This is a genomic window from Actinorugispora endophytica, from assembly GCF_004363075.1.
In the GTDB taxonomy this organism is placed as follows: domain Bacteria; phylum Actinomycetota; class Actinomycetes; order Streptosporangiales; family Streptosporangiaceae; genus Actinorugispora; species Actinorugispora endophytica.
The window spans coordinates 57052-82214 of sequence record NZ_SNYN01000006.1 but is presented as its reverse complement, the minus strand read 5'-3'; the positions used below and the strand labels follow the sequence as shown (position 1 = coordinate 82214).

Annotated in this window: 25 protein-coding genes; 12 read left to right on the top strand and 13 right to left on the bottom strand. The window is 72.3% G+C overall.

The window, feature by feature from the left end; genetic code table 11:
• Positions 1-52 precede the first annotated feature (52 nt).
• The 3 genes from EV190_RS10640 (at position 53) to EV190_RS10630 (ending at position 3890) form a co-directional block, all read left to right on the top strand.
• Positions 53-1351, top strand: coding sequence for an amidohydrolase family protein (locus tag EV190_RS10640; protein WP_166655436.1), 1299 nt, complete (start codon positions 53-55; stop codon positions 1349-1351).
• Positions 1352-1479: 128 nt separating this feature from the next.
• On the top strand, positions 1480-2601 hold the full coding sequence (gene ald / locus EV190_RS10635) for an alanine dehydrogenase (protein ID WP_133741338.1): 1122 nt from the start codon (positions 1480-1482) through the stop codon (positions 2599-2601).
• Between the two features lie 158 nt (positions 2602-2759).
• Positions 2760-3890 carry an enolase C-terminal domain-like protein gene (locus EV190_RS10630; protein WP_133741337.1) on the top strand — a complete coding sequence of 377 codons (1131 nt, stop codon included), beginning with the start codon at positions 2760-2762 and terminating at the stop codon, positions 3888-3890.
• Between the two features lie 283 nt (positions 3891-4173).
• Here the strand turns inward: EV190_RS10630 and EV190_RS10625 are convergent, their stop codons facing one another.
• Positions 4174-5124, bottom strand: a complete 951-nt coding sequence (locus EV190_RS10625) for an isopenicillin N synthase family dioxygenase (protein WP_133741336.1) — start codon at positions 5122-5124, stop codon at positions 4174-4176.
• Positions 5125-5701: 577 nt separating this feature from the next.
• Between EV190_RS10625 and EV190_RS10620 the strand changes: the two genes are divergently transcribed.
• The 3 genes from EV190_RS10620 to EV190_RS10610 all read left to right on the top strand — a co-directional run bounded on the left by EV190_RS10620 (position 5702) and on the right by EV190_RS10610 (position 7507).
• Entirely contained in the window at positions 5702-6073 is a 372-nt protein-coding gene (locus EV190_RS10620) for a hypothetical protein (protein WP_133741335.1), read from the top strand.
• Between the two features lie 177 nt (positions 6074-6250).
• Positions 6251-6706 (top strand): MaoC family dehydratase, encoded by a 456-nt coding sequence (locus EV190_RS10615; protein ID WP_133741334.1) that lies wholly within the window; start codon positions 6251-6253, stop codon positions 6704-6706.
• Between the two features lie 186 nt (positions 6707-6892).
• Complete coding sequence (locus EV190_RS10610; protein ID WP_133741333.1) at positions 6893-7507, top strand: superoxide dismutase; 615 nt, start codon at positions 6893-6895, stop codon at positions 7505-7507.
• 67 nt (positions 7508-7574) lie between these two features.
• On the opposite strand, the gene EV190_RS10605 is transcribed toward EV190_RS10610, so the two are convergent.
• The 3 genes from EV190_RS10605 to EV190_RS10595 all read right to left on the bottom strand — a co-directional run bounded on the left by EV190_RS10605 (position 7575) and on the right by EV190_RS10595 (position 9213).
• Positions 7575-8255 (bottom strand): HAD family hydrolase, encoded by a 681-nt coding sequence (locus EV190_RS10605; protein ID WP_243742494.1) that lies wholly within the window; start codon positions 8253-8255, stop codon positions 7575-7577.
• Positions 8255-8872 (bottom strand): DUF4126 domain-containing protein, encoded by a 618-nt coding sequence (locus EV190_RS10600; RefSeq protein WP_133741332.1) that lies wholly within the window; start codon positions 8870-8872, stop codon positions 8255-8257. The genes EV190_RS10605 and EV190_RS10600 overlap by 1 nt, the downstream gene beginning before the upstream one ends.
• 86 nt (positions 8873-8958) lie before the next feature.
• Entirely contained in the window at positions 8959-9213 is a 255-nt protein-coding gene (locus EV190_RS10595; protein ID WP_133741331.1) for a DUF2630 family protein, read from the bottom strand.
• A 194-nt stretch (positions 9214-9407) separates the two neighbouring features.
• On the opposite strand from EV190_RS10595, the gene EV190_RS10590 reads away from it, so the two are divergent.
• The 3 genes from EV190_RS10590 (at position 9408) to EV190_RS10580 (ending at position 10729) form a co-directional block, all read left to right on the top strand.
• Positions 9408-10013, top strand: a complete 606-nt coding sequence (locus EV190_RS10590) for a hypothetical protein (RefSeq protein ID WP_133741330.1) — start codon at positions 9408-9410, stop codon at positions 10011-10013.
• 186 nt (positions 10014-10199) lie between these two features.
• On the top strand, positions 10200-10487 hold the full coding sequence (locus tag EV190_RS10585; protein WP_133741509.1) for a metal-sensitive transcriptional regulator: 288 nt from the start codon (positions 10200-10202) through the stop codon (positions 10485-10487).
• 26 nt (positions 10488-10513) lie between these two features.
• Positions 10514-10729: a heavy-metal-associated domain-containing protein gene (locus tag EV190_RS10580; protein ID WP_133741329.1), complete on the top strand. Its 216-nt coding sequence runs from the start codon at positions 10514-10516 to the stop codon at positions 10727-10729.
• 388 nt (positions 10730-11117) lie between these two features.
• Here the strand turns inward: EV190_RS10580 and EV190_RS10575 are convergent, their stop codons facing one another.
• Together EV190_RS10575 and EV190_RS10570 are read right to left on the bottom strand one after the other, a co-directional pair.
• Entirely contained in the window at positions 11118-12473 is a 1356-nt protein-coding gene (locus tag EV190_RS10575) for an NAD(P)/FAD-dependent oxidoreductase (RefSeq protein ID WP_133741328.1), read from the bottom strand.
• Between the two features lie 251 nt (positions 12474-12724).
• Positions 12725-13294: an SACE_7040 family transcriptional regulator gene (locus EV190_RS10570; RefSeq protein ID WP_133741508.1), complete on the bottom strand. Its 570-nt coding sequence runs from the start codon at positions 13292-13294 to the stop codon at positions 12725-12727.
• A 109-nt stretch (positions 13295-13403) separates the two neighbouring features.
• Between EV190_RS10570 and EV190_RS10565 the strand changes: the two genes are divergently transcribed.
• From EV190_RS10565 to EV190_RS10555, 3 genes are read left to right on the top strand one after another with little or no spacing between them, the layout of a single operon-like run.
• Positions 13404-15005: a carboxyl transferase domain-containing protein gene (locus EV190_RS10565; protein ID WP_133741507.1), complete on the top strand. Its 1602-nt coding sequence runs from the start codon at positions 13404-13406 to the stop codon at positions 15003-15005.
• A 36-nt stretch (positions 15006-15041) separates the two neighbouring features.
• Positions 15042-17243, top strand: a complete 2202-nt coding sequence (locus tag EV190_RS10560) for an acetyl/propionyl/methylcrotonyl-CoA carboxylase subunit alpha (RefSeq protein WP_133741327.1) — start codon at positions 15042-15044, stop codon at positions 17241-17243.
• Positions 17243-18397 carry an acyl-CoA dehydrogenase family protein gene (locus EV190_RS10555; protein WP_394345518.1) on the top strand — a complete coding sequence of 385 codons (1155 nt, stop codon included), beginning with the start codon at positions 17243-17245 and terminating at the stop codon, positions 18395-18397. The genes EV190_RS10560 and EV190_RS10555 overlap by 1 nt, the downstream gene beginning before the upstream one ends.
• 168 nt (positions 18398-18565) lie before the next feature.
• Here the strand turns inward: EV190_RS10555 and EV190_RS10550 are convergent, their stop codons facing one another.
• The 7 genes from EV190_RS10550 to EV190_RS10525 form a co-directional block, all read right to left on the bottom strand.
• Entirely contained in the window at positions 18566-19000 is a 435-nt protein-coding gene (locus tag EV190_RS10550; RefSeq protein WP_133741326.1) for a CBS domain-containing protein, read from the bottom strand.
• A 139-nt stretch (positions 19001-19139) separates the two neighbouring features.
• Positions 19140-19931 (bottom strand): class I SAM-dependent methyltransferase, encoded by a 792-nt coding sequence (locus EV190_RS10545; protein WP_133741325.1) that lies wholly within the window; start codon positions 19929-19931, stop codon positions 19140-19142.
• A gap of 147 nt (positions 19932-20078) precedes the next feature.
• Positions 20079-20669 (bottom strand): GTP-binding protein, encoded by a 591-nt coding sequence (locus tag EV190_RS10540; protein WP_133741505.1) that lies wholly within the window; start codon positions 20667-20669, stop codon positions 20079-20081.
• Positions 20670-20703: 34 nt separating this feature from the next.
• Positions 20704-21201 (bottom strand): DUF742 domain-containing protein, encoded by a 498-nt coding sequence (locus tag EV190_RS10535; RefSeq protein ID WP_243742493.1) that lies wholly within the window; start codon positions 21199-21201, stop codon positions 20704-20706.
• A gap of 20 nt (positions 21202-21221) precedes the next feature.
• Positions 21222-21623 carry a roadblock/LC7 domain-containing protein gene (locus tag EV190_RS10530; RefSeq protein ID WP_133741324.1) on the bottom strand — a complete coding sequence of 134 codons (402 nt, stop codon included), beginning with the start codon at positions 21621-21623 and terminating at the stop codon, positions 21222-21224.
• Positions 21624-21839: 216 nt separating this feature from the next.
• Positions 21840-22268, bottom strand: a complete 429-nt coding sequence (locus EV190_RS24050; protein ID WP_243742492.1) for a hypothetical protein — start codon at positions 22266-22268, stop codon at positions 21840-21842.
• A complete protein-coding gene (locus EV190_RS10525) occupies positions 22205-24805 on the bottom strand; it encodes a sensor histidine kinase (protein ID WP_243742491.1) in 2601 nt (866 codons plus the stop codon). Before EV190_RS10525 ends, EV190_RS24050 begins: the two co-directional genes overlap by 64 nt.
• Positions 24806-25163: the final 358 nt, after the last annotated feature.

Here is a 25163-nt window from a genome sequence, read left to right as displayed (position 1 = left end):
GGCACCGGGGCGAGGCGCCGTTCTCGCGGTCGACAACCACAAAGGGGACCAGGTGCGTCAATTCGATCTCGTCATCCGATCCCGGTGCGCGGTCACCCCCGTGGGTGTCGGAGCGGCGGCGGTCGCCGTTTCGGGCGGGCGCATCGCCACCGTCGCCGACTACACCGCCGAACTCCCCTGCGCGCGGGAGACCGACCTCGGGGACGTGGCGCTGCTGCCCGGCCTGGTGGACGTCGACGTGGCCGTGCAGGCGCCCGGGCAGCTGCTCTCCCAGGGCTACGCCCGCACCACCCGGGCCGCCGCCGCCGGGGGCGTCACCACCGTCGTCGTGGCGCCCGCGCCCGCCCGACCGGCGATCACCTCGCCCGGCGCCCTGCGGGCCCACCTGCACGCCTCCGCCGGGAACTGCGCCACGCACGTGGCGTTCCTCGGCGGGGTCACCCCGCGCAGCACTCCGGCCGACCTCGCGGACCTGCGGGCCAACGGGGTCGTGGGGTTCGCCTGCTCGCTGTCGGACGGAGGCTCCCCGGACCTCGCCCCGCTCGACGACACGCAGCTGCGCAAGACCATGGCCGAGCTGACGATGATGGACGTTCCGCTGCTGGTGCACTCCGAGGACTCCGGCGAACTGGGCGTCCCGGGCGGCCCGGGCAACGGCGCGATGCTCGCCGCGCGCCCGCCGCGGGCCGAGCGGCGCGGCCTCGAACGCGTCATCGCCGCGGCGCGGGTGAGCGGGGCGCGGGCGCACATCACGCCGTTCGTGGCGGCCGAGTGCGCGGCGATCGTGGCGGCGGCGCGCGCCATGGGCGTCCCGGTGAGCGCGCAGACCTGCCCCCACTACCTGTGCCTGCCCGCCGAGCACGTGCCCGACACCGACCTGTCCTACCGGTGCCGCCCGCCGATCCGCTCCGACGCGAACCGGGGCGCGCTGTGGAGCGCGCTCCTGGACGGCTCGGGCGACATCGTCGGGTCGGTGGCCTCGGGGCACCGGCCGGGCACCGGTATCGCGGCGATCCGCTGGACGCTGCCCGCACTGTGGACCGCGGCCCAGCGGCGCGGGCGCGGCCTGGACGAGTTGAGCCGGTGGACCTCCCTGCGGCCCGCCGAGCTGGTCGGGCTGACCGGCAAGGGCCGGATCGAGGCGGGCCGCGACGCCGACCTGGTGGCCTTCGACGCGGCGGCCCCCCAGACGGTCCCCGCCACCGAGGGCGGGCCGTACGCCGGTCGGCGGCTCCAGGGCCGGGTGACGCGCACATGGGTCTCCGGTGAGCCGGTGGACTCCGGCCCTCCTTCCGTCCACGCCGCGGGCCGCGCCCTCCTGGGCGGCCCCCTGCTGCCCGCCGATCCCTGAACCGGGGAAACGAAAACCTTACATTGTGGCAATAAAACCGCGCTTCACTATGCACGGTGTTGATGGAAAGAAGGGAAAAAGCGCTTCAGAGTAGAAGAGAAGCCAAGAAACGCTTCCAGGGAGGAATCGTGCGCGTCGGTGTGCCCCGCGAAGTCAAGGTCCACGAGTACCGGGTGGCGATCACCCCCGCAGGTGTCCACGAACTGACGCGGCACGGCCACGAGGTCGCCGTCGAGCGCGACGCCGGCCGCGGCTCCTCCATCCCCGACGAGGAGTACGCCGCGGCGGGCGCCCGCGTCGTGGACTCCGCGGACGAGGTGTGGGGCGGGGCCGAGCTGGTCCTCAAGGTCAAGGAGCCCGTCGCCGAGGAGTACCACCGCATGCGGGAGGGCCAGACCCTCTTCGCCTACCTGCACCTGGCCGCCTCGCGCGAGTGCGCCGACGCCCTGCTGGAGCGCGGGGTCACCGGCATCGCGTACGAGACCGTGCAGCTGCCGGACCGCTCGCTGCCGCTGCTGGCCCCCATGTCCGAGGTGGCCGGGCGCCTGGCCGCGCAGGTCGGCGCGGTCACCCTGCAACGGCCCGACGGCGGCCGCGGCGTGCTGATGGGCGGCGTCCCGGGCGTGCGTCCCGCCCGGGTCATGGTGCTCGGCGCGGGCGTGTCCGGCATGAACGCCGCCCAGGTCGCGGTGGGCATGGGCGCCGAGGTGACCCTCCTGGACCTCGACATCAACAAGCTCCGCCAGGCCGACGCCGTCTACCAGGGCCGGGTCCGGACCGTGGCCTCGAACGCCTTCGAGATCGAGCGGACGGCGTTGGAGTCCGACCTCGTCATCGGCGCGGTCCTGGTCCCCGGCGCCAGGGCCCCCAAGCTGATCGGCAACGAGCTGGTCGCGCGGATGCGGCCGGGCTCGGTCCTGGTGGACATCGCCGTGGACCAGGGCGGCTGCTTCGCGGACAGCCGCCCCACGACGCACGACGCCCCCACCTTCACCGTGCACGACACGGTGTTCTACTGCGTGGCGAACATGCCGGGCGCGGTTCCCAACACCTCCACGCACGCCCTGACCAAGGACACCCTGCGCTACGCGGTGGCCCTGGCCGACAAGGGCTGGCGCCGGGCGCTGGCCGAGGACCCGGCGCTGGCGCTCGGCCTGAACACCTTCGGCGGCGACCTCACCAACGAAGCGGTCGCCGAGGCCCACGGCCTCAAGAGCCGCACCCCGGCCGAGGTCCTCGGCCTCCGGTAGCGCCCGGCCCGCCGGAGGGCGCGCGGGGCGCCGGTGTGGTGTTCGCCGCGATATCGGCGGGGCCGCTCGGACGCCTCCTCCCAGGCCGAGGGGATACCGTCGTCTGAAGAGGGGGCGTCGCTCCCGTTCACGACCCCGGCTTGGGAGGCGGTACACCCGTGGCACGCACAGAGCCAGCGACCCTCACCCGGGTGGCGACCGTCGAGGTGACCCTGGTCCGCCTGCCGGTGGCGCACTCCCGCTCCCGCGCGCACGCCGCAGCCGGGGAGCGCGACCGCTTCGCCCGGCACATCCTGGTGCGGGTGCGCGACGACGCGGGCGTGAGCGGCTGGGGCGAGGTGCCCGGCGCCGACGAGGCCGCCTGGGACGCCCTCGTGTCGGACTTCGCGCCCGCGCTGGTGCGGCACCGCTGGCAGCGGCCCACCGAGACGGCGCAGGCCTGGAGCTCTCTCGCGCCCTGCCCGGCCGTCGAGTCCGCGCTCGACACCGCCTGTTGGGACCTGTGGAGCAGTCAGCGCGGCGCCCCGCTCGCGCACGCCCTGGGCGGCACCCGCACCGCCGTCACCACCGGCACCACGCTGGCCCGCCAGGTCTCGGTGGACTCGCTGATCCACGAGGTGAACCGGCAGGTGGGCAGCGGGTTCAAGCGCATCCGGCTGGAGATCGGCCCCGGCTGGGACCTGGAGGCGGTGCGCGCCGTCCAGGAGACCTACCCGTACCTGGTGCTCCAAGTGGACGGAGGGGGCCGGTACACCGAGTCCCCCGAGGACATGGCGGCGCTGCGCGCCCTGGACGACTACGGCCTGCTCGCCATCGAGCAGCCGTTCACCGCGTCCGACCTGGCCGCGCACGCCCGGCTGCGGCGCGAACTCCGCACCCCGTTGGCGCTGGACGACTCCGTCGACTCCCTGGAGCGCCTGGACGAGGCGATCCGGCTGGAGGCCGCCTCCGCGCTGAACCTGCGGATCGTCAGGATGGGCGGGCTCACCACGGCGCGCCGGGCGCACGACCGCGCCGTGGACGCCGGATGGCAGGTGTGGTGCGGCTCCGACCGGGAGTCGGGGGTGGGCCGGGCCGCGGTCGTGGCGCTGGCCTCGCTGCCGGGAGCGTCCCTGCCGTGCGAGATGCCGGGAGCGGGCGGCCGCCTGCCCCGCGACCTGGCCTCCCCGGCGGTGCGGCCCCACGACGGCATCGCGGCGGTCCCCCTCACCCGCCCCGGGCTCGGCCACGAGGTGGACGAACGCGCCGTCCGCGCCCTGTCCGTCCGCTCGACGTCACTCGGCTTCTAGGGAAGATCCGGCGCGGGGTGATTCGGGCACGGGTGCTTCGGGTGGGTCGTTCGGCCTCACGCCACGCGGATCGCGAGGTCACGGCGGGCGGCGACGGCGGGTGCGGGTCGGGGCCGCGCCCATGATGTCCGTCGCGTGAGGGGTCCGTTGACGGTCGTGGGCCTTCTGCCCTTCCCGACCCCGAAACGGGCAGAGACCCCACGACCGCCAACGAAATCTCGACGCCAGCGTTCTACAGAACGGACAAAATAGAACACTGGCGTCACGATCGTCAACGAGGTCCTCACGCGCTTCCCAGCGGGCCGGTGAGGTCGCGGCCGCGGCGTTCGGCGAGGTACCCGGCGACGGTGACCGGGGCGTACCTGCCGGGGTTCCGCTCGTCCACGCAGGTGGGCAGGGTGGTCACGAGGGCGTCGAAGTCTCCGTCGTGGAAGAAGGCCGCGGAGCGGTGCCGCACCGGCGCGCCCAGGCCGTCGGTGGGCGGCACCACGCGGTGGGCGGCCGAGACCCACCGGTCGTTGGTCCAGCGGGCCAGCAGGTCTCCGACGTTGACCAGCAGCGCGCCGGGTTCGGCGGCCACGTCGCACCAGCGGCCGCCCCCGTCGAGGATCTGCACGCCCGGGACCGGGGCGGCCCACCGGATGGTGAGGATGCCCGCGTCGGTGCGCGGCCCCGACGCCGGGGCGCTCTCCATCCGGAGCACGTCGAGGGAGTGCCCCGTGTAGGTGTGGAAGAAGCCCTCCGGCAGGTCCAGGGTCACGGCGAAGACGCGGGTGAGTCTGCGGGCCAGGTTCCGCGCCGCCTCGAACCAGGCCATCACCTGGTGCCGGAACCGGGGCAGGCCCGTGGGCCAGACGTTCTCGGGGTAGCGCGCGGACGGCAGCGCCAGGTCGCGGTGGTCGACGGCCTGGGTGCCGACGGTGAAGGACTCGGGTCCGGGCCGCCCGTCCGGGCCGGAGCGGTAGCCGCGGTCGATCCAGGCCGCGGGGGCGCCGACCGCGCGCTTGGCCTCCGCCTCCTGGGCGAAGAAGGTGTCGACCGCCTGGCTCAGACCTCCCGCGATCGGGTCGGGGATACCGTGTCCGAGGATCTGGACGAACCCGGTTCCGCCGGCCGCGGCGTCCACGTGCGCCGTGATCGAGGCGCGGTGCCGGGCCGAGCCCATCTCCCACCGGGAGATGTCGACGACGGGTACGTGAAGGGATCGCCCGGTCGCCCTGGTGGAACGAGACATGGTCCTACCTCACTGTGGAAGGCCGGGCACGGCTGCTGGGCCTTCCCGGGTACGTGGGACCGGCCGCGGGCGCGGCCGTCCTCCGGAGCGCACCGCGCGAACCGGTTTCCCTTCGTCTCGGTCGGCCCGGGCCGCCGCGCCCGGTGGCCGGACGGTCACAGACCGATTACCGTGACCTTAGGAACCCTTGGTTTCAGCTCTGTCAACGCGAGTAACAAGACTGTTTCGCGACGGTGCCGAAACGGAAGTCGCACGGTGATCTCCCGTGTCCGGGGCTCCGAGGGAGTGGCACGGCCCGCGACTCGGGATTCGGTCGCCCTCTTCGGCACGGGACCAGCGGTCCGAATCCCGAGCCGGTGGCCCCGAATTCCTTGAGCTGTAAGGGTTCCCGCTCAAGAAATTGCGGATATGCAATGTCTCGGCGATGGTCTTGCCGCGCCCGTCCGGGTCAGGAATGATCGGGATCCCAGAGCGTCGTCCAGGGCGTGCTTCCCGGTTCACTCCGGGCCCGCGGCCGCCGGACGTCCCCTCTCCGCCCCGAAGCATCCGAGAGAACACGCCCCCAGGGAGGGAACCGGTGGCACTGTACGAAGTGCACGCTCGCAAGTGGGAGAACGGCTGGGAGCTCCGCGTCGCCGGCATGGGGGTCACCTGGTCGCCCACACTGGGCGACGCCGATTCGCGGGCCAGGGAGTTCATCACCTCCCAAGTCGTCCAGGAGGAGCGGGCGGTCCACATCGACCTGCACCCGCACGTGAACGAGGACCTCGACCAACTCGCTGTGGAGACCCGGCGCGCCCTGCACACCGCCGACGAGGCCATGCGCGGCGCCACCGCCAAGGCCAGAGAGGTCGTCCACGGCCTCACCGAGGCGGGCCTGTCCCCCACCGACATCGCCCGGTACCTGGGCGTGCCCCCGCAGCGCCTGGAGCAGCTGGTCCAGGGCTAGGGCGCGGGGTCCGGGGTTCCGACCGTCTCCGGGGCCCCGGAAAGGCCACGACCACCGGGAAACGGCACCGGCGCCCTTCTCGCCGGGACTCGAAACCGAACACGGTACTGTGGCGCGAAGCACATACCGGTCGGTCGGTGGCGGTGGGCGCCACCACCCGCGAGAAGGGTTTCGAGCATGCAGGAGTTCGCGGACGTCTTCGCCCTGGCCGCGGCACGGGGGCGGCACCTGGGCCACAGCCCCTGGCACACCGTCACCCAGGAGCAGGTGAACCTGTTCGCCGACGCCACCGGTGACCACCAGTGGATCCACGTGGACGCCGAGCGCGCCGCCTCGGGCCCCTTCGGCGGCACCATCGCGCACGGCTTCCTCTCCCTCTCCCTGCTCCCCCTGCTGGGCGGACAGGTCTACACGCTGCGCGAACCCCCCGCCATGGGGATCAACTACGGCCTCAACCGGGTGCGCTTCCTCCAGCCGGTCCCGGTCGGCGCGCGCGTGCGCGACGGCGTCGAGGTGGCCGAGGCCAAGGAGACCCCCAAGGGCCTGCTGCTGACGATGCGGCACACGGTGGAGATCGAGGGCCAGGAACGCGCGGCCCTCGTCGCCGAGGCCCTGGTCCTCCTCGTGCCGTGAGAAGCGCGCGGCGGTGACGCATGGCGCGTGCGCCGACGGGTAGCCCCGGGAGGGCGGATTATTCCCGTCAACCCCTGTTACAAGGGCGGTACTGATCGATTCCCGCTCCGACTGGTAGCTTTTTGCTCAGCGATCACTCGCAGGGGTAAACCAAAAATCTTTATTCGAGATCGGAAGGTGCGCCACATGTCCGCGCCGTACTCGCTTCCTGAACTGCCCTATGACTACGCCGCTCTCGAGCCGTGGATCTCGGGCCAGATCATGGAACTCCACCACGACAAGCACCACGCCGCTTACGTGAAGGGCGCCAACGACGCCCTGGACCAGCTGGCGGATGCCCGTGAGAAGGAGAGCCTGGGTTCGGTCAACCTGCTGCAGAAGAACCTCGCCTTCAACCTGGCCGGCCACGTGAACCACACGGTCTTCTGGCCGAACCTGTCCCCGGACGGCGGCGACAAGCCCGAGGGCGAGCTGGGCGCCGCCATCGACGACGCCTTCGGCTCCTTCGACGCCTTCCGCGCGCACTTCAACGCCGCCGCGACCGGCATCCAGGGGTCCGGCTGGGCGATCCTGGCCTGGGACATCCTCGGCCAGCGGCTCATCATCGAGCAGCTGTACGACCACCAGGGCAACCTCGCCGCGGGCTCCTACCCGCTGCTGCTGCTGGACATGTGGGAGCACGCCTTCTACCTCCAGTACAAGAACGTCAAGGCCGACTACGTCAAGGCGTTCTGGAACGTCGTGAACTGGGCCGACGTCTCCCAGCGCTTCGAGTCCGCCCGCGGCGTCGCCCTCGGTTAGCGGAAAGAGCGCGGAAGGGCGGCGCCCCCTCGGGGGCGCCGCCCTTCCGCCGTCTCCGCGCTCCGGCTCAGCCGCGCAGCAGCCGCACCGCCTCGGCCACCGAACCGGCGACGGGGCGGCCGGTGGCCTCCAGGCGCTCGCGGCTCATCAGCCCGGTGGCGACCAGGACCGCGGCGGCGCCCGCCTCACCCGCCGCGCGGGCGTCGTCGTCGATGTCGCCGATGAGCACGGTCTCGGCCGGGTCGATGTCCAGCTCGCGCAGGTGGTTGACCAGGTGCTCGGCCTTGGAGTCCGCATCGGTGTCGTAGCGGCGCCCGTCCACCCGGGTGAAGTGCACCGTCAGGCCGCGCTCGGTGATGAGCGGTACGAGGTGGTCGTGCGAGGCCATGGACAGCAGCGACTGGGTGCCGCCGCTGGTCCGCCAGTCGTGCAGGGTCTCCGCGACGCCGTCGGCGAGGTCGCAGGAGGGCAGCATGTCCAGGTAGTGGCTGTCGTAGGACTCGTTGACGAGCTGCCACTCGCCGTCGGCGAAGGGGCGTCCCAGCAGCTCCTCGTAGCACGAGACCAGCGGGCGGCGGAAGACCCGCCGCCAGTACTCGAGGTCGACCGGCTCCCGCCCGAACTGGGCGCACACGCGGTTGACCGCGGCCAGGTTGGCGTGGTTGTCGTCCAGGAGCGTCCCGTTCCAGTCCCAGACGATGTGCCGGACGCCGTTCCACGAAGTCATCGGTTGGTTTGCCACGGCCATTACTCTATGAGGTCCTTTCCGGCGGTTCTCCGGTCGGTCTTCCGCTCGCGGCGCAGCCTGACCCGGCGCCGCGCCCAGACCACGCCCAGGAGCAGGAGCGGGACGAACACCAGCACCAGGATCGGCACCACGACGGCGAGCAGGGACATCAGCACGCTCGCGGTGTCCTCGGCGGTGCTGGCCACGGGCGCGCCGACCCCCGCGGTGAGGGTGTTGACCACCGGGCGGAGCAGCGCCTTGGCCCCGTGGAAGACGAGCGCGATGACCGCGCCCGCCACGACCATCCACACCGAGCCGCCGTCCCCTGCGTCCGCGGCCGTGGCCTCGGCGGCCAGCGCGGTGCCGCTCGCCCCGAACACGATGCCGCCCGACGCGGGGCGCACGACCGTCTGGATCACGTCGTTGACGCTGTCGACCGCGGGGATCTTGTCGGCGAAGAACTCGATGACGAGCAGCACTCCGAGGAGGCCCAGTGTCCACGGGTTCTCCAGCCACTCCCAGCCCGGCCCGAGCGTGAGCAGGCCGGTGTAGCGGGCCAGCAGGCCCGCGACGATCAACGGGATGTAGGCGTTCAGTCCGGCGGACGACGCCATCCCGATCGCGGTCAGTATCTCCAACGCAGGGGTCTCCTCACGATCGCCTCTGTCTGCGAGGCATCCATTACACCGTGCTTGGACGCCGTCCGAGGCGATCGGGTTCTCCCCTACTGGCGGTAATCCTCCACCTGCGTGGTCGGTCGGACCCGCGCCTGCTCCGGGTCCTGGCCGAACTCCTCCCGGGCGCGGCGCTGGCGCAGCAGGTCCCAGCACTGGTCCAGGGCCTTCTCCAGCTCCCGGATGCGGGACCGTTCGGTGGGAGTGAGCCGGTGTTCGTACTGCTCCCGGAGGTCGCGCTCCTCCGTGACGAGTTCTCCGATGCGCTGGATGAGGTCTGACTCGTGGCTCTTGGCATCGCTCATGTGAACCATGTTCGGCCGCGTGACCGGGGGAAGCAAGCACTGCGGCCCGCCCCCGCCCCCGCACGTCGGGGGCTCGGGACGACATGTCGGAAAGGACGGGTTGACCGGGGCCCGCCGCGGGGAGATCCTTCTCGCGCCGCCGCGCTCGGTGCCGGTCCGGCGCTCCCCCGTTCCGTCCCCGCCTTGGAGCCCTGTTGAAGATCTACGCCGACCACCCCCTCCGCTTCTGCCTCCAGTTCCTCGGCGACGCCTTCGCGCTCGTCTGGATCGTGCTGTGGATCCGGGCCGCGAGCGCCCTGCACGAGGCCCTCAACGCTCTGGCGGCCCCGGGCGCCCTGATGGAGGAAGCGGGCGACGGGCTCACCTCGCACATGCGGGACGCGGCGGCGGCCGCCGAGGACGTGCCCTTGGTCGGGGAACAGCTCGCCCGGCCGTTCTCGGGCATGGGCGACACCGGGGAGGACCTGGCCGCGGCCGGGACCGGGTTCCAGGAGGGGGTGGCGGAGCTCGCGGTGGGCCTGTCCCTGCTGACCGCGGTCCTGCCCGTCGTGGTCGTCCTGGGGGTGTGGCTGCCGTCGCGGATCCGCTGGATCAGGCAGGCGTCGGGCGTCCGCCGCCTCCGCGGGCTGGCCCCCGCCGCCGGGGCCGAGCTGCTGGCGCTGCGCGCGCTCTCGTCCGCGTCCGCCGGCGCGCTGAGCCGGGTGCACCGCGACCCGGTGGGCGCGTGGCGCTCGGGCGACGCCGACGCCATCGACGGCCTCGCGGCGCTGGAGCTGGGCAGGCTCGGCCTGAAGCGGTGACGGCGGGACGGCGGCGCGTTCCGCCGACGCCGTACGACGGAGGTCGCGCCACGGGGAGGAGTCGGGGAATATCAAGGTATCCGCGGCCTCCCTCAACGGCCGACCACCTCCGGGACCGCACCCCGGATATACCCATAGGGGGTATCATTGGCCGAAGAAGCGACCGGTCGACAGGAGGACGCCTCGATGACCGCCTACGGCTACCACGACAACAAGCAGCAGCACCTCAACCGGCTCCGCCGGATCGAGGGGCAGGTGCGCGGCCTGCAGCGGATGGTCGACGACGACTCCTACTGCATCGACATCCTCACGCAGACCTCCGCCGTCAACAAGGCGCTGCGCTCCTTCGCCCTGTCCCTGCTGGACGAGCACCTCCAGCACTGCGTGGCGAACGCCGTCGCCAACGGCGGGGCCGACGCGGACGAGAAGGTGCGCGAGGCGTCCGAGGCGATCGCCCGACTGGTCCGCTCCTGACCGACGACCGAGAAGCGAGGGACCTCATGGCCGAAACCACCAGTACCACCATCACTGTCAGCGGCATGACCTGCGGACACTGCGTCAGCTCGGTGAAGGAGGAGATCGGCGAGCTGCCCGGCGTGACCGCCGTGGACGTGGACCTGGAGAGCGGGCGCGTCCAGGTCGAGAGCCTGGCTCCGCTGACGGGGGCCCAGCTCGAGGCCGCCGTCTCCGAGGCCGGGTACGAGATCGTCGCCTGAACCGGCGGGGGCTCGGGCCGGCGCGCCCGGGCCCCGTCCCGACGGCCTATGGGGGTTCCGGCGCGGGGGTGGTTCGGCGTGCCGGTGCTTCGGAGGCTTTTCGGCCTCACGCCGCGCGGATCGCGAGGTCACGGCGGCCGGCGACGGCGGGCGGGGGCCGGGGCCGCGCCCATCATGTCCGTCCCGTGGGGGGTCCGTTGACGGTCTTGGGCTTTCCGCCCTTCCCGGCCCCGAAACGGGCAGAAGGCTCAAGATCATCAACGGAAACCGTGCGAAACGGACACCGTGGGCGCGGCCTCGACCCTCACCCGACGTCGCCGCCCGCCGTAACAGGCCCCGGGCGGCCCCCGTCCCGGCAGACCCCAACCACCCCCGCGACGGAGCCTCCCTAGTCGCCGAGTACCAGGCTCGCCTTCTCCCTGGCCTGCTCGGGCGCCAGGTACTGGGACCGCTCCTCGGTGTCCACCAGTGTGTCGATCGTGCGGTTCAGGAAGCCGAGCCGCGACACCTCCCCGCCGAGCAGCGCCCGGATGCCCCAGTTCGCGGCCACCCGCGCCCTGCCCGGGCCCGACGGAAGCGCCCACATGTGGTAGGCCCTGGTGAGGGCGAGCGCGGGCAGGCCGGTGACCTCGCGGCCCAGCGGGCGCGCGACGGCGTCCCTGCCGCTCAGGTCCACCAGGAGACCCCGGTCCTTGTGGCGGTACTCCGTCAACGGGCGGTCCAGCAGCGAGGCGATGACGTTGTCCGCCGCCACCGGCCCCTGCCGCGAGGCGTGCTGCGCCGTGGGCGGGCACAGCGCGCCCTCCTCGTCCTTGCTCAGGTCGGGTACCGCGGCAGAGTCCCCGAGACCGAAGACCTCCGGGTGGCCGGGCACCGACAGGTCCGCCCCCACCTTCAGCTTCCCCCGCTCGGTGGGCAGCCCCGTGGAGCCGATCAGCGGGCTGGGCGAGGTTCCCGCGGTCCAGATCAGCGTCCGGCACGGCAGCACCCGGTCATCGGTCAGGGTCACCTTGTCCTGGGTGACCTCGCGGACGCTGACCCCCAGGGCCACCTCGATGCCCCGCCTGCGCAGCAGGTTCATGGCGCTGTCGCCCAGCCGCTCCCCCAGTTCCGGCATGAGCCGGGGGGCGATGTCCACCAGGTGCCAGTTGATGTGCCCGCCCAGACCCGGGTAGAGGCGGCACGCCTCCTCGCACAGCAGTTCCAGTGACGCCGCGGTCTCCACACCGGTGTAGCCGCCGCCGACCACGATGAAGGTGCAGCGCTCGTCGCGCTCGGCCTGGTCGTCGGTGGCGTTGGCCAGTTCCAGCTGGGCCAGGACGTGGTCGCGCAGGTAGACCGCCTCGGCGAGGTTCTTGTTGCCCCGGCCGTACTCGATCAGGCCCGGGATGTCGAAGACCCGGGTGTTGCCGCCGGGCGCCAGGACGAGCCGGTCGTAGCGCTCGTAGCCGTACTCCCCGGAGATCTTGCGCACCACGACCGTGCGCGAGGCGGTGTCCACCCCGACGGCCGCGCCCGGGACCATGTGGGTCTGCCGGAGCTGGCGGTGCAGCGAGACCGCGATCGACTGCGGGGTCAGCAGACCGGACGCCACCTGCGGGAGCAGCGGCTGGTAGAGCATGTAGTCGTTCGGCGTGATGAGCACCAGCTCGGCCCTGCCCCTGGGAATCCTGCGTTCCAGCCGGCGCAGCGCGGTCAGTCCCGCGAAGCCTCCGCCGACCACAACGACGCGTGGCCGTGCCATCGTCGAACCACCCCCATGTCGTCCGGCTGTCAGCCCTCCTGACTGCCCCGGACCCGGTCGGCCAAACGTGGTCGCCGCCGGCGGGCCGGTCGGCGGAACGCCGGGACCGGTCCGGCGGCCTGCCCCGGTCCCGGCGAACGGGAGCCCGGTGGCGGTCCGCTCCACGGGCAGCGGCCCCCGGCCGCGCCGCCCGGCCGCGGGTCCAGGCATGCCGGCGGTGACGGGAAAGGGGCGCCGGCGCCGACGCGGCGCTACCGGGCGAGCAGCGCCGCGCGGGCCATCGTGAAGAGCAGGCCGGCCATCTCCTCGCGACCGAGCTCGCCCGCACTGTGCGGGGTGGAGTTCAGCAGGCCGAACACGGCGTGCAGGGCCGCGCGCAGGGCCGGTTCGGGGGTGTCGGGGCGCAGGCGGGCGAGCACGGCGACCCACTGCTCGACGTAGCCCCGCTGCAGTCGGCGGATCCGGCGGCGCTCGGGCTCGGGGACGTTCTCCAGTTCGCGGTCGTGCACCGTGATGAGGGCGGGCTCGTCCAGCGCGAAGGCGATGTGGCCGCGCAGCAGCGCGTCCAGGGCACCGGCGGGATCCGCCTCCTCCGCGGCGCGGGCCGCGCCCTCCTCCGCGAGCCGCTCGCTGATCTCCACCAGGATCGCGGCGAGCAGCGCCTCCTTGCCCGCGAAGTGCCGGTACAGCGCCGGCCCGCTGGTGCCCACCGCCCGCCCCAGGTCCTCGATGGACACGCCGTGGAAGCCGCGGGCGGCGAAGAGCCCGGCGGCCGCCCGGAGGATGACCGCCCGCCGTGTCCCCGCAGCCTGCCCCGCCATCGCGCTCCGATCGGTCTCCCGCCCTTCCTGGACACCGATGTTAACATTCACTAACATCGGTGATGTTAGCGTTCATTAACACACAGGGGTGGAAATGAGCAGGTCACCCGTGCTCGCCTCCGCGGCGGACACAGCGGGCGCGGCCTTCGCCGCCGACGACGCGGCCAACCGCGCGCTCACCGCCGAGCTGCGCGAACGCGTCGCGGCCGCGGCGCTCGGCGGCCCCGCCACGGCCAGGACCAGGCACGTCGAGCGCGGCAAGCTGCTCCCCCGGGACCGCGTGGACGCCCTCCTCGACCCGGGATCGCCGTTCCTGGAACTGTCGCCGCTGGCCGCGTACGGGATGTACGGCGGGGACGCGCCCGCCGCCGGGATCATCACCGGGGTGGGCCGGGTCGCGGGCCGCGAGGTCGTGGTGGTCGCCAACGACGCCACGGTCAAGGGCGGCAGCTACTACCCGATGACCGTGAAGAAGCACCTGCGCGCCCAGGAGGTGGCGCTGCACAACCGCCTGCCGTGCGTCTACCTCGCCGACTCCGGCGGGGCGTTCCTGCCGATGCAGGACGACGTCTTCCCCGACCGCGAGCACTTCGGCCGGATCTTCTACAACCAGGCCACGATGTCCGGGCTGGGCATCGCGCAGATCGCCGCGGTCATGGGCTCGTGTACCGCGGGCGGCGCGTACGTGCCCGCCATGAGCGACGAGGCGGTGATCGTGCGCGGGCAGGGCACGATCTTCCTGGGCGGCCCGCCGCTGGTCAAGGCCGCCACCGGCGAGGTCGTCACCGCCGAGGAGCTGGGCGGCGGCGACGTGCACGCGCGCGTCTCGGGCGTCGCCGACCACCTCGCCGAGGACGACGCGCACGCCCTGGGCATCGTCCGCCAGATCGTCGGCACGCTCGGCCCGCGCCCCGCCCCCGCCTGGGAGCAGCGGCCCGCCAGGCCGCCCGCGGCGGACCCCGGCGAGCTCTACGGCGTGGTCCCGGCCGACACCCGCACCCCCTACGACGTGCGCGAGGTGATCGCGCGGATCGTGGACGCCGGCGAGTTCACCGAGTTCAAGGCCGAGTACGGCAGCACCCTGGTCACCGGCTTCGCGCACATCCACGGGCACCCGGTCGGCATCGTCGCCAACAACGGCATCCTGTTCTCCGAGTCCGCGATGAAGGGCGCGCACTTCGTCGAGCTGTGCGACCGGCGCGCCGTCCCGCTGGTGTTCCTGCAGAACATCTCCGGGTTCATGGTGGGCCGCGACTACGAGGCGGGGGGCATCGCCAAGCACGGCGCGAAGATGGTCACCGCCGTGGCGTGCGCGCGCGTCCCCAAGTTCACCGTCGTCATCGGCGGCTCCTTCGGAGCGGGCAACTACAGCATGTGCGGCCGGGCCTACTCCCCCCGCTTCCTGTGGATGTGGCCCAACGCGCGCATCTCGGTGATGGGCGGCGAGCAGGCCGCGTCCGTGCTGGCCACGGTGCGCCGCGACCAGATGGCCGCCCGGGGCCAGGAGTGGCCGCCCGAGGCCGAGGAGGAGTTCAAGGCCCCGATCCGGGACCGGTACGAGGAGCAGGGCAGCCCGTACTACTCCACCGCGCGGCTGTGGGACGACGGCGTCATCGACCCCGCCGACACCCGCACCGTCCTGGGCCTGGGCCTGTCCGCGGCCCGGCACGCCCCGCTGGACCCCGTGGGCTACGGCGTCTTCCGGATGTGAACCCGAGCGCGTGTGGGAAAGGGAACGGAACGACCCATGGAAGAACTCGTGACACCCCGGGCGGGGCGGGCCGCGCCCGCCGTGCTGGTGGCCAACCGCGGCGAGATCGCGGTGCGGATCATCCGCACCCTGCGCGGGCTGGGAACGCGCTCGGTGGCCGTGTACAGCGACGCCGACGCCGGAGCGCGGCACGTGCGCGACGCCGACGCGGCGCTGCGGGTCCCCGGCTACCTGGACGCCGACGCGATCATCGGGGCGGCGCTGGCGTCGGGCGCGGCCATGGTCCACCCCGGCTACGGCTTCCTGGCCGAGAACGCGGCGTTCGCCCGCGCCTGCGCCGACGCGGGCCTGGTCTTCGTGGGCCCGCCGCCCGGAGCCATCGAGGCGATGGGCGACAAGATCCAGGCCAAGCGGACCGTGGCCGGCGCGGGCGTGCCGCTGCTGCCCGGGTTCGCCGAGGACCCCGGGCGGCCCATGACCGACGCCGAGCTGGTGGCCGCCGCCGCCCGGGTCGGCTACCCCCTGCTGGTCAAACCGTCGGCGGGCGGCGGCGGCAAGGGCATGCGCCTGGTGCGCGGAGAGGACGGGCTGGCGGCCGCCGCGGCCTCGGCGCGCCGGGAGGCGCGCGCCGCGTTCGGCGACGCCACCCTGCTGGTGGAGCGGTTCGTGGAGCGGCCCCGGCACATCGAGGTGCAGGTTCTGGCCGACGCGCACGGCAACGTCGTGCACCTGGGCGAGCGCGAGTGCAGCCTGCAACGGCGACACCAGAAGATCGTGGAGGAGGCCCCCTCGCCGCTGCTGACCCCCGCCGGGCGCGCCGCGATGGGCGAGGCCGCGGTGGCCGCGGCCAAGGCCTGCGGCTACGTGGGCGCGGGCACGGTGGAGTTCATCGTGGGAGGCGCGGACACGCCGCCAAGCCCCGGAGACACCCCCGGGGAGGGGGAGGACCCGGCCCCCCACTCACGATCAGACCACAGCGCCGCGGGCCCGCGCACCGGCGGCTCCGCCCCTGTGGACGGTGCCGGCCCCGGCTACTTCTTCCTGGAGATGAACACCCGGCTCCAGGTGGAGCACCCCGTCACCGAGGCCGTCACCATGATCGGCGGCGTGCGCGGGATCGACCTGGTTGAGGCGCAGCTGCGCGTCGCCCGGGGCGAGCCGCTGCCCTTCTCCCAGGCCGACATCGGCCTGGCCGGGCACGCCGTCGAGTGCCGGGTGTACGCCGAGGACCCCGCCCGCGGCTTCCTGCCCACCGGCGGGCGGGTGCTGCTCCTGGACGAGCCCGGCGGGCCGGAGGTCCGGGTGGACTCCGGCCTCACCGAGGGCGCCCGGGTCACCTCCGACTACGACCCGATGCTGGCCAAGGTCATCGTGTGGGACACCGACCGCGCCGGGGCGCTGCGCCGCGCCGACGCCGCGCTGTCCCGCTACACGCTGCTGGGCTGCGGCGTGAACACGGCGTTCCTCCGCGCCCTGCTGGCCAGCCCCGAGGTGGCGGCCGGGGACCTGAGCACCGACCTGACCGAGCGGCTGCGCCCCGGACTCGTGGACGGCGCCGAGGCGGTCCCCGACGCGGTGCTGACCGCCGCGGCCCTGGACCGCCAGCTCGGCCTGGAGCCCGACGGCCCGGTCGTGGACCCCTTCGACGTCCCCGACGGCTGGCGGATCGGCGACCGCGCCTGGACCACGTGGCGGCTGCACGCGCCGGGGCGGGACCCCGGCACCGTCGCGGTGCGGGTCCGCGCGCACGACCGCGCCGCGCGCCGGTTCCAGGTCCGGGTCGGCGGGGGCGAGGCGGTGGAGGCCACCGCCGAGCGGTCGGCCGACGGCCGGACCCTCGTCGTCGGCCACGGCGGGCGCACCGTGCGCTACGCCCGCGCCGCGACCGACGGCGAGCTGTGGCTGGGGCTGGACGGCGCGGCCTGGGCTCTCCGGGAGGAGGCCCTTCTGGCTCCTCTGCGCGCGTCCGCCGCCGGCACCGACGGCACCGTGCGCAGCCCCATGCCCGGCACGGTCCTGGCCGTGTCCGTCGAGCAGGGGGCCGCCGTGCGCGCGGGCGACGCGGTCGCCGTGGTCGAGGCCATGAAGATGGAGCACTCCGTCACCGCGCCGGTCGACGGGACCGTGACCGCCCTGCGGGCACGCCCCGGGCAGTCCGTGGCCATGGACGCCGTCCTGGCCGTCATCACCCCGGCAGAGGCCGGGCCCGCTTCCACCACCGCCGAGGAGCAGAGCTGATGTCGCACCGTCTCACCCCCGAACACGAGGACCTCCGCCGCACCGTCGAGGATTTCGCCCGCACCGAGGTGGCGCCCGTCATCGGCGACTACTACGAGCGGGGCGCGTTCCCCTACGAAGTCATCGCCGCGATGGGCCGGATGGGCCTGTTCGGGCTCCCCTTCCCCGAGGAGCACGGCGGCATGGGCGGCGACTACTTCGCGCTGTGCCTGGCGCTGGAGGAGCTGGCCCGGGTGGACTCCTCGGTCGCGATCACCCTGGAGGCGGGGGTGTCGCTGGGCGCGATGCCGATCCACCGCTTCGGCAGCGCCGAGCAGAAGAAGACCTGGCTGCCCCGGCTCTGCTCGGGCGAGGCGCTGGGCGCGTTCGGCCTGACCGAGCCGGGCGCGGGCTCGGACGCGGGCGGCACCCGCACCACCGCCGAACTCGTGGACGGCGGGTGGGTCGTCAACGGCGTCAAATCCTTCATCACCAACTCCGGCACCGACATCACCGCCCTGGTCACGGTGACCGCGGTGACCGGGACCAGGCCCGACGGGCGGCCGGAGATCTCCGCGATCCTCGTCCCGTCGGGCACCCCCGGGTTCGCGCTCGGGCAGAAGTACTCCAAGGTCGGCTGGAACGCCTCGGACACCAACGAGCTGGTCTTCACCGACTGCCGGGTCCCCGAGGCGAACCTGGTGGGCGAGCGCGGCCGCGGCTACGCCCAGTTCCTGCGCATCCTGGACGAGGGGCGCGTCGCCATCGCCGCGCTGTCGGTGGGCCTGGCCCAGGGCTGCGTGGACGAGAGCGTGCGCTACGCGGGCGAGCGGTCGGCGTTCGGCCGGAACATCGGCCACTACCAGGCGATCCAGTTCAAGATCGCGGACATGGAGGCCCGCGCGCACACCGCGCGGCTGGCCTACTACGACGCCGCGTCGCGCATGCTCGCCGGTGAGCCGTTCAAGAAGCAGGCCGCCATCGCCAAGCTGGTGGCGTCCAACGCGGCCATGGACAACGCCCGCGACGCCACCCAGGTCTTCGGCGGCTACGGCTTCATGAACGAGTACCCCGTCGGCCGCTTCTACCGCGACGCCAAGATCCTGGAGATCGGCGAGGGCACCAGCGAGGTCCAGCGCATGCTCATCGCCCGCGAGCTGGGCCTCCCCGCCTGACCCGGAGAAGCGGGCGGCCCCACCGGGCCCGGGCGGGCACCGGTGCGCCCGGGGCGGAACCGCCGGCGGAGTCCGCGCGACTTCCGGGAAGCCCGGCAGGACCGCCGGGAGCGGCCCCCGCGCCGTGTGGCGCGGGGGCCGCCCTCTGCCCGCCCCTTCGGCCAGAGGTCAGGAGACGTGGTCAGCGGGGCCCGACTTGATCGCCTCGACCAGGCTGCCGATCTTGTCCTCGGGCAGGTGCTGGGCGAGGTCGGCCTCGCTGATGATGCCGACGAGCTCGCGGTTCTCGATCACCGGGATCCGCTTGATCTTGTGCTGCGTCATCTCCTGCAGCACCCTGTCGATGTCGGCCCCCGCCTCCACGTAGAACGGCTTGCCCTGGGCCAGGTCCATCGCGTTGCAGCTGCTCGGGTCCTTGCCCTCGGCCAGACACTTGACCACGATGTCGCGGTCGGTGATGATCCCCTTCAGCTTGCCGTCCTCGCCGCAGATGGGCAGCGCGCCCACCCCCATGTCGCGCATCATGCGCGCCGCGTCGACCATCGAGACGTTCGCCTCGACGCACTTGACACCCCTGTGCATGATGTCCCTCGCGGTGGTCATGAACTCCCCCTCGTGTCAGCGCCCCCGCGCCCTCTTCCCGTACCGGGCGGGAGCGGTGCCGTGCCCCCTACCCACCACGGGCGGCGACACCCCCGGCGTCGGGCAAGCGCGCGCCAAGGTTCCCCCGGTCCGCTTCGGCTCAGCGGCGGCGGCAGACCATGATCTCGGTGCTGGGGCTCTCCCGCCGGGCACGCACCAGGCGCCGTTCGAGCGGGTGCAGGGCGGCCCCGGCGAGCCAGCCGGTCGGCTCGGTGAGGGTCGCCGCGCGCAACGCCCCTCCCCACACCTTGCGCCACACGGGGCCGGCGTCGACCTGGGCGTTCATCAGCACCAGCATCGGAGCCCGGCGCAGCACGTCGAAACCGGCGCGGGCCAGCCGCCCGGTGATCCAGCTGATCGTGCGGTTGACCTGGTTGGCGCCGCGCTCCGCGGGCCGGTGCAGGAAGTTCTCCGACAACACGAAGTAGCCGCCGGGCCGGACCGCCCGGGCGACGGACTCCAGGGCGGCGGTGTAGCGGTCGTCGTCGGTGATGTGGAAGAGCACGTCCATGCAGGAGGCCGCGTCGAACGCGGCCTCGGGCAGCGCGTCGCCGGGGTCGGCGATGTCCAGCCGCTCGAACCGGACGTCGGGGAAGCGCGGCCGCAGCCGCTCCACGGCCGCCTCCGTCAGGTCGCAGCCGGTGATCGACCCGACCCCCAGGTCCCGCCAGGCGCGCACGTAGAAACCGGTCCCCGAGCCGATGTCGAGCACTCTGGCCCGCGCCCGGTCCAGGTCGAGGGCTCCGGCCTCGCGCAGGAACACCTCTCTGCGGACCCGGTACATCCACTCGTTGAACGGCCTGCCCAGCGCGCGGTAGCCGACGCCGGTCTCCGTCCAGTCCGTCCCCAGGCGGCCCTCCCAGAAGGCCCTGCGTTCGTCATGGGAAGTCATTCCCGCATGATCTCCGCTCACCGGCGGCGCGTCCAGCGTCCCGCGCCGGGGCGCCGCGACAAGACCAGGGGCACGGCGTACGCCGTGCCCCTCGGGCTGTCCTGCGGGTCCGGGGCGTGTTTCCCGGATCGATCCGGGAAACACGCGCTAACGCCAGGAGGTCTGGCTTCCGGTGGAGGTGGTCTGCCCGGCCGCGGAGGCGTCGCCGATGGTGATGGCGTGCTCGACCAGGCGGATCAGTGTGGCTTTGGTGGAGGTCCGGTCCCGGGCGTCCACCTGCACGATCGGGATCTCCTCACTGAGGGTGAGGGCGTCGCGTACTTCGTTCGCCGAGTGGGGGTAGTAGGCGTCGAAGCCGTTGATCGCCACGATGAACGGCAGCTTCGCCTCCTCGAAGTAGTCGATCGCGGGGAAGCAGTCGGCGAGGCGGCGGGTGTCGACCAGGACCACGGCGCCGATGGCGCCTTTGACCAGGTCGTCCCACATGAACCAGAAGCGGTGCTGGCCGGGGGTGCCGAACAGGTAGAGGATGAGGTCCGAGTCCAGGGAGACGCGGCCGAAGTCCATGGCGACCGTGGTCGTCTGCTTGTCCGGCGTCTTGGCGAGGTCGTCGACCCCGACGCTCGCGCTGGTCATGACCGCTTCGGTGGTCAACGGCACGATCTCGGAGACCGAACCCACGAACGTCGTCTTACCGACACCGAAGCCCCCTGCGACGACGATCTTCACCGACGTCATCGCGTTCGCCACAGCACCGCCCTCGTCGGCCGGGCTAGAGCTTGCGAAGTCCACTGAGCACCCTTTCAAGCAGGTTGGCGTTGGGCCGGTTGTCGGTGTTGAGCGACGACCTGATCTGGACGAGGCCCTGCTCCGACATGTCCGCCACGAGCACCCGCGCGACGCCGAGCGGAATCCGGCACAGGGCGGAGATCTCCGCCACGGACCGCCACTCTCGGCACAGATCGCTGATCGCCTGACATTCAGGAGTCAGGGTTCCGAACTCGTTGCGCGCCGTGGCCGTCGTGGAGATCAGCGCCTCCAGCGGCAGCTGAGTCTTCGGTTTGGTCCGGCCCCGGGTTACAGCGTAGGGCCGCACCAGCGAACTCGGCGCGTTGTTGCTGGCCGACCACTGCTGGTCGGCCGCCTGCTGGCCTTGTCGTGGAACGTCCCCGTCGGCCGAACCGTCCGCCAGCGCCCTGGAGGCGCCGACGGGCTGGTTGCCGAACCACGAGGGGTTCCCGGCATCTCTACCGTGAGGTGGTGCCACCACTTCCTCCTGTCGGTGGTGGATCAGTGGATGCCCGTGGTGCGCGCAGCCGGCGTCAAGGCCCGGCCGGCACGCTCGACGAGCAGTGTCATCTCGTAACCGACCAGACCGAGATCGCATTCGGCGGCTGCCAGCACCGCGAGGCACGATCCATCGCTGATGGCCATGATAAGGAGCAGCCCTCGCTCCATCTCAACCACGGTCTGCGCAACCGCTCCGCCTTCGAAAACCCTGGCCGCGCCTTGTGTGAGGCTGGAGAGACCAGAGGCGATGGCCGCCAGCTGGTCAGCGCGGTCTGTGGGGAAGCCCGCCGAGGCGGCCAACGGCAGCCCGTCCGACGACACCACGATCGCGTGTGCCACGTCGGGCACGCGGTTAGCGAAGTCAGTGATCAGCCAGTTGAGTTCTTTCACCGGTTGATTCATCTGCTCTCCTGTCGGTCCCAGCCTTCACATCGGCCGCGCCGAGCGGCGGCCGAAAGCCAAGAGTCCATCGTTGACGACTGTATTGCGGTTTCATGTCCGAGAAGTGCAGATGATGCTAATTCATACTTCATCCGTGATCCACTTCTCGTTCGGGGGCCCCGGAGGAGGACTCCGGACCCCCGCACACTCCTGGAACATTCAGCTCCAAATCGGACACTATCTCTCCTCGGACGGATTGCCCAAGGCGTCCCGGCCCTGGCGGACCCCCTTCTGGAAACTGGAGAACCGGTTGCGGACCTTGTCGGGAGACCGAGAGGTGATCTGCTTGAAGTTCTCCGGCGCCGGGGCGGTGCCCGGAACCAGGTTCGCCTTGGGGACCCGCTTGGGCAGACCCGAGGTGGTGAGGCCTCCGGCGACCGGTTCGTTCGCCCTCGCCGCGGCGGTCTTCCACCCGGTGTCCGCCTCCGAGCGCCACTCGTCCTCAGGACGCGGTTCGGGGGCGGGCGCGCTCTCCCTGCCGAACGGGGTGAAACCGTCGTCAGTGTCGTTGACGGCACTGATCGGACCGGTCTCCTCCGCCGTCACCGCCGGGTTGACCGTGCGGCGGCGGAACCAGTTCGACTCGATGGAGTCGAAGATCGGCAACGGCTCGCTGCCGTTCTCCGGCGACGGCGGGACGACCGTGCCGTGGCTGCTACCCGTTCCGTACCTCTTGGAGAGGTAGGCCGTGGACCCGTAGCCCTCGCGGATCTCCGGCTCGGACGGGACGCTGCTCCCGTCCCCGTTGCGGTTACCCGAGTAGGGCTGGGCCGCGGGCTCCTGCCAGGCGCGCGTCTCCTCGACCGGCCGGGTGTCCTCGACCGGGTCCTGCCCCTCGGCGTAGCCGTAGACGGGCGGGGCGGGCTGCGCCGGCGGGGTGGTGCGCTCGGGGGAGCCACCGGCGCGGGCGGGGCCTGCTCGACGGGCGGGGCGGGCTTGGCCCATCCCGTGTCGCCCCACAGGTCCTGGCCGCTCGGCGGGTGCTCCTCCTGCGCCTGGCTCGGCTCCTGCTCGGGACGCGCGGCCGGGTCGGAACGCTTGGGCAGGGACGAGGGGGACTCGCGCTCCCATACGGGGCGGTCGTTGCTCTCGGGCCGCTGCCACACGTTGTCGGCGGGGTCGGCCGGGGCCGGGGAGGAGGCGAAGGCCGCGGTGGCCTCGGCGTAGGTGTCCGGGACCGCGCCGCGCGACGGGCCGAGCGCGGGCGGGGTGGAGTCGACCGGGGTGATCAGCAGGTCCCCGGGCAGCACCACGAGCGCGGTGATGCCACCGTTGTGCGCGGCGCGCAGCCGGACCTGGATGCCGTGCCGGTTGGCCAGGCGGCTGACCACGAACAGGCCCATGCGGCGCGAGATCGCGACGTCGATGACCGGCGGCTCGGCGAGCCGCTGGTTCGTGGTGTCGATCTCCTCGGGCGCCATGCCGATGCCGGAGTCGGTGATCTCGACCATGACCTCGCCGCCGTCCAGGGCGCGGGCGTTGACCGAGACCTGGGTGTCGTGCGAGGAGAACGCGGTGGCGTTCTCGACCAGCTCGGCGACGAGGTGGATGACGTCGTTGACCGGGCGGCCCAGGACCGAGATGTGCGAGGGGGCCCGGACGTTGACGCGCTCGTACTGCTCGACCTCGGAGATCGCGCCGCGCAACACGTCGACCAGCGGGACCGGCTGGGCCCACTTGCGGGTGTTGTCCTGGCCGGACAGAACCAGCAGGTTCTCGTTGTTGCGGCGCATGCGGGTGGCCAGGTGGTCGAGCTGGAAGAGGTCGCCCAGGCGCTCGTCGTCCTGCTCGCTCTGCTCCAGGCCGTCGATGAGGCGGAGCTGCCGCTCGACCAGCGTCTGGCTGCGGCGGGACAGGTTGACGAACATCGCGTTGACGTTGTTCCGCAGCGCCGCCTCGTCCGAGGCCAGGCGCAGCGCGACCCGGTGGACCTCGTCGAAGGATCTGGCCACCTCACCGATCTCGTCGCTCGAGTCGACGTCGATCGGGGCGATCCGCACCTCCCCCGGGCCCGCGTTGGTCTCCCGCATCCGGTTGATGGACTCCGGCAGCTCCTTGGCCGCGATGCGCATGGCTCCGTCGCGCAGCGCGCGCAGCGGGGTGACCATGGAGCGGGCCACCAGCATGGTGACGATGAAGACCGCGATGATGACCGCGAACACCATGATGGAGTCGCCGATCGCCTGGGTGAGCGACCTGTTCTTGAGGGCGGTCGCCTCCTCGCGCACCGAGGCGGCCATCGAGCCCTCCACCTGCTGCATGCGCTCCAGCGCGGCGTCGGCCACGTTCTGGTAGTCGTCGGCCCCGTCGCCCGAGGAGATGCCGCTCAGCGGCTGGTTCTCGGCCGCGCGCATCATGACGCGCAGGCGCATCGTGCCCAGCCGGCTGACCTCGAGACCGGTGTAGTTGTCGTCGAACAGCGCCCGCTGCTCGGTGGTCGCGCTGGCCCGGAAGTTCAGGATCTCGTTGCTGTAGCGCGCCTGGGTGGTCTCGATGGCCTCCTGGCTGCCGCCCGACATCGAGTTCCGCATCAGCGAGTGCAACATCAGCGCGGACTCGTACGACTGGTGGTCACGGGCCTTGCTCAGCGCGGTCAGCGCGCGCACGCTCTCGCGCAGCGCGGTGCTGTCCGTGTCGTTGGCCATCGTCTCGTTGAAGCTGATGAGCGAGGAGATGATCTGGCGGTACTTGGTGACCGCCGGGAGCATCGTGATGCGGGTGCTCCTGACCTCCTCGCGCAGGCTGGTCAGCGCCTCCAGGTCGGTCAGCATCGTGTCGAGCCGACCGCTGGCGGTCTCGTTGCCCGGGTTGCCCAACTCGTTGGCGCCGGTGCGCACGTCGTTGAGCGCCTGGTCGACGATGTTCTGCTGCTCCTCCAGTTCTACCTGGCGGGAGTTGGACCGCTGCTCCGGGTTGGGGTTGTCGGCGATGTAGGCCGCGGTGAGCAGGCGTTCCTTGCCCAACCCGTTGGCCAGCAGCACGACGTCCTCGCTCAGGGCCGCCATCGTCTCGATGCGCTCGTGCGTGAGCGTGGTCGCGACGTTCTCTGAGATTCGCAGGCCGCCCAGGAGCAGGACGGCCGCGGTGGGAATGACGACGAGCGCAACCAGCCGGGAACGGACGCGCCAGTTCCGGGGAGTCATCCATCGGGCGGAGCGCTTCGACGAAGCGCTCCGGTCGGCCGATCCGGCCTGGTCCGGCACTTCGTCGGTGGCTTCAGCACCATTTTTCGTCGCTCGTGTCGACACGGACCCTCGCAACCTTTCGTGTCACCGCCTCGGGCACTGGATCAAGGACCCCATGGTGGGTGGAATCCAGACAGGATCACGCATACGGCGCCGTATGGACTGTGCGAACAGCACGGAGCGCCGTTTGAGATGTCATGTGTAGTGGCCCGGCATTGAGAAGGGGGATCTTGCCGCCGCCAGGACGCACCTCATGGGGAGAGAGGCGTCGCTCACCGCTAAACCGAAACGGCGTGCGTGAGGTCGTTAGCGTACC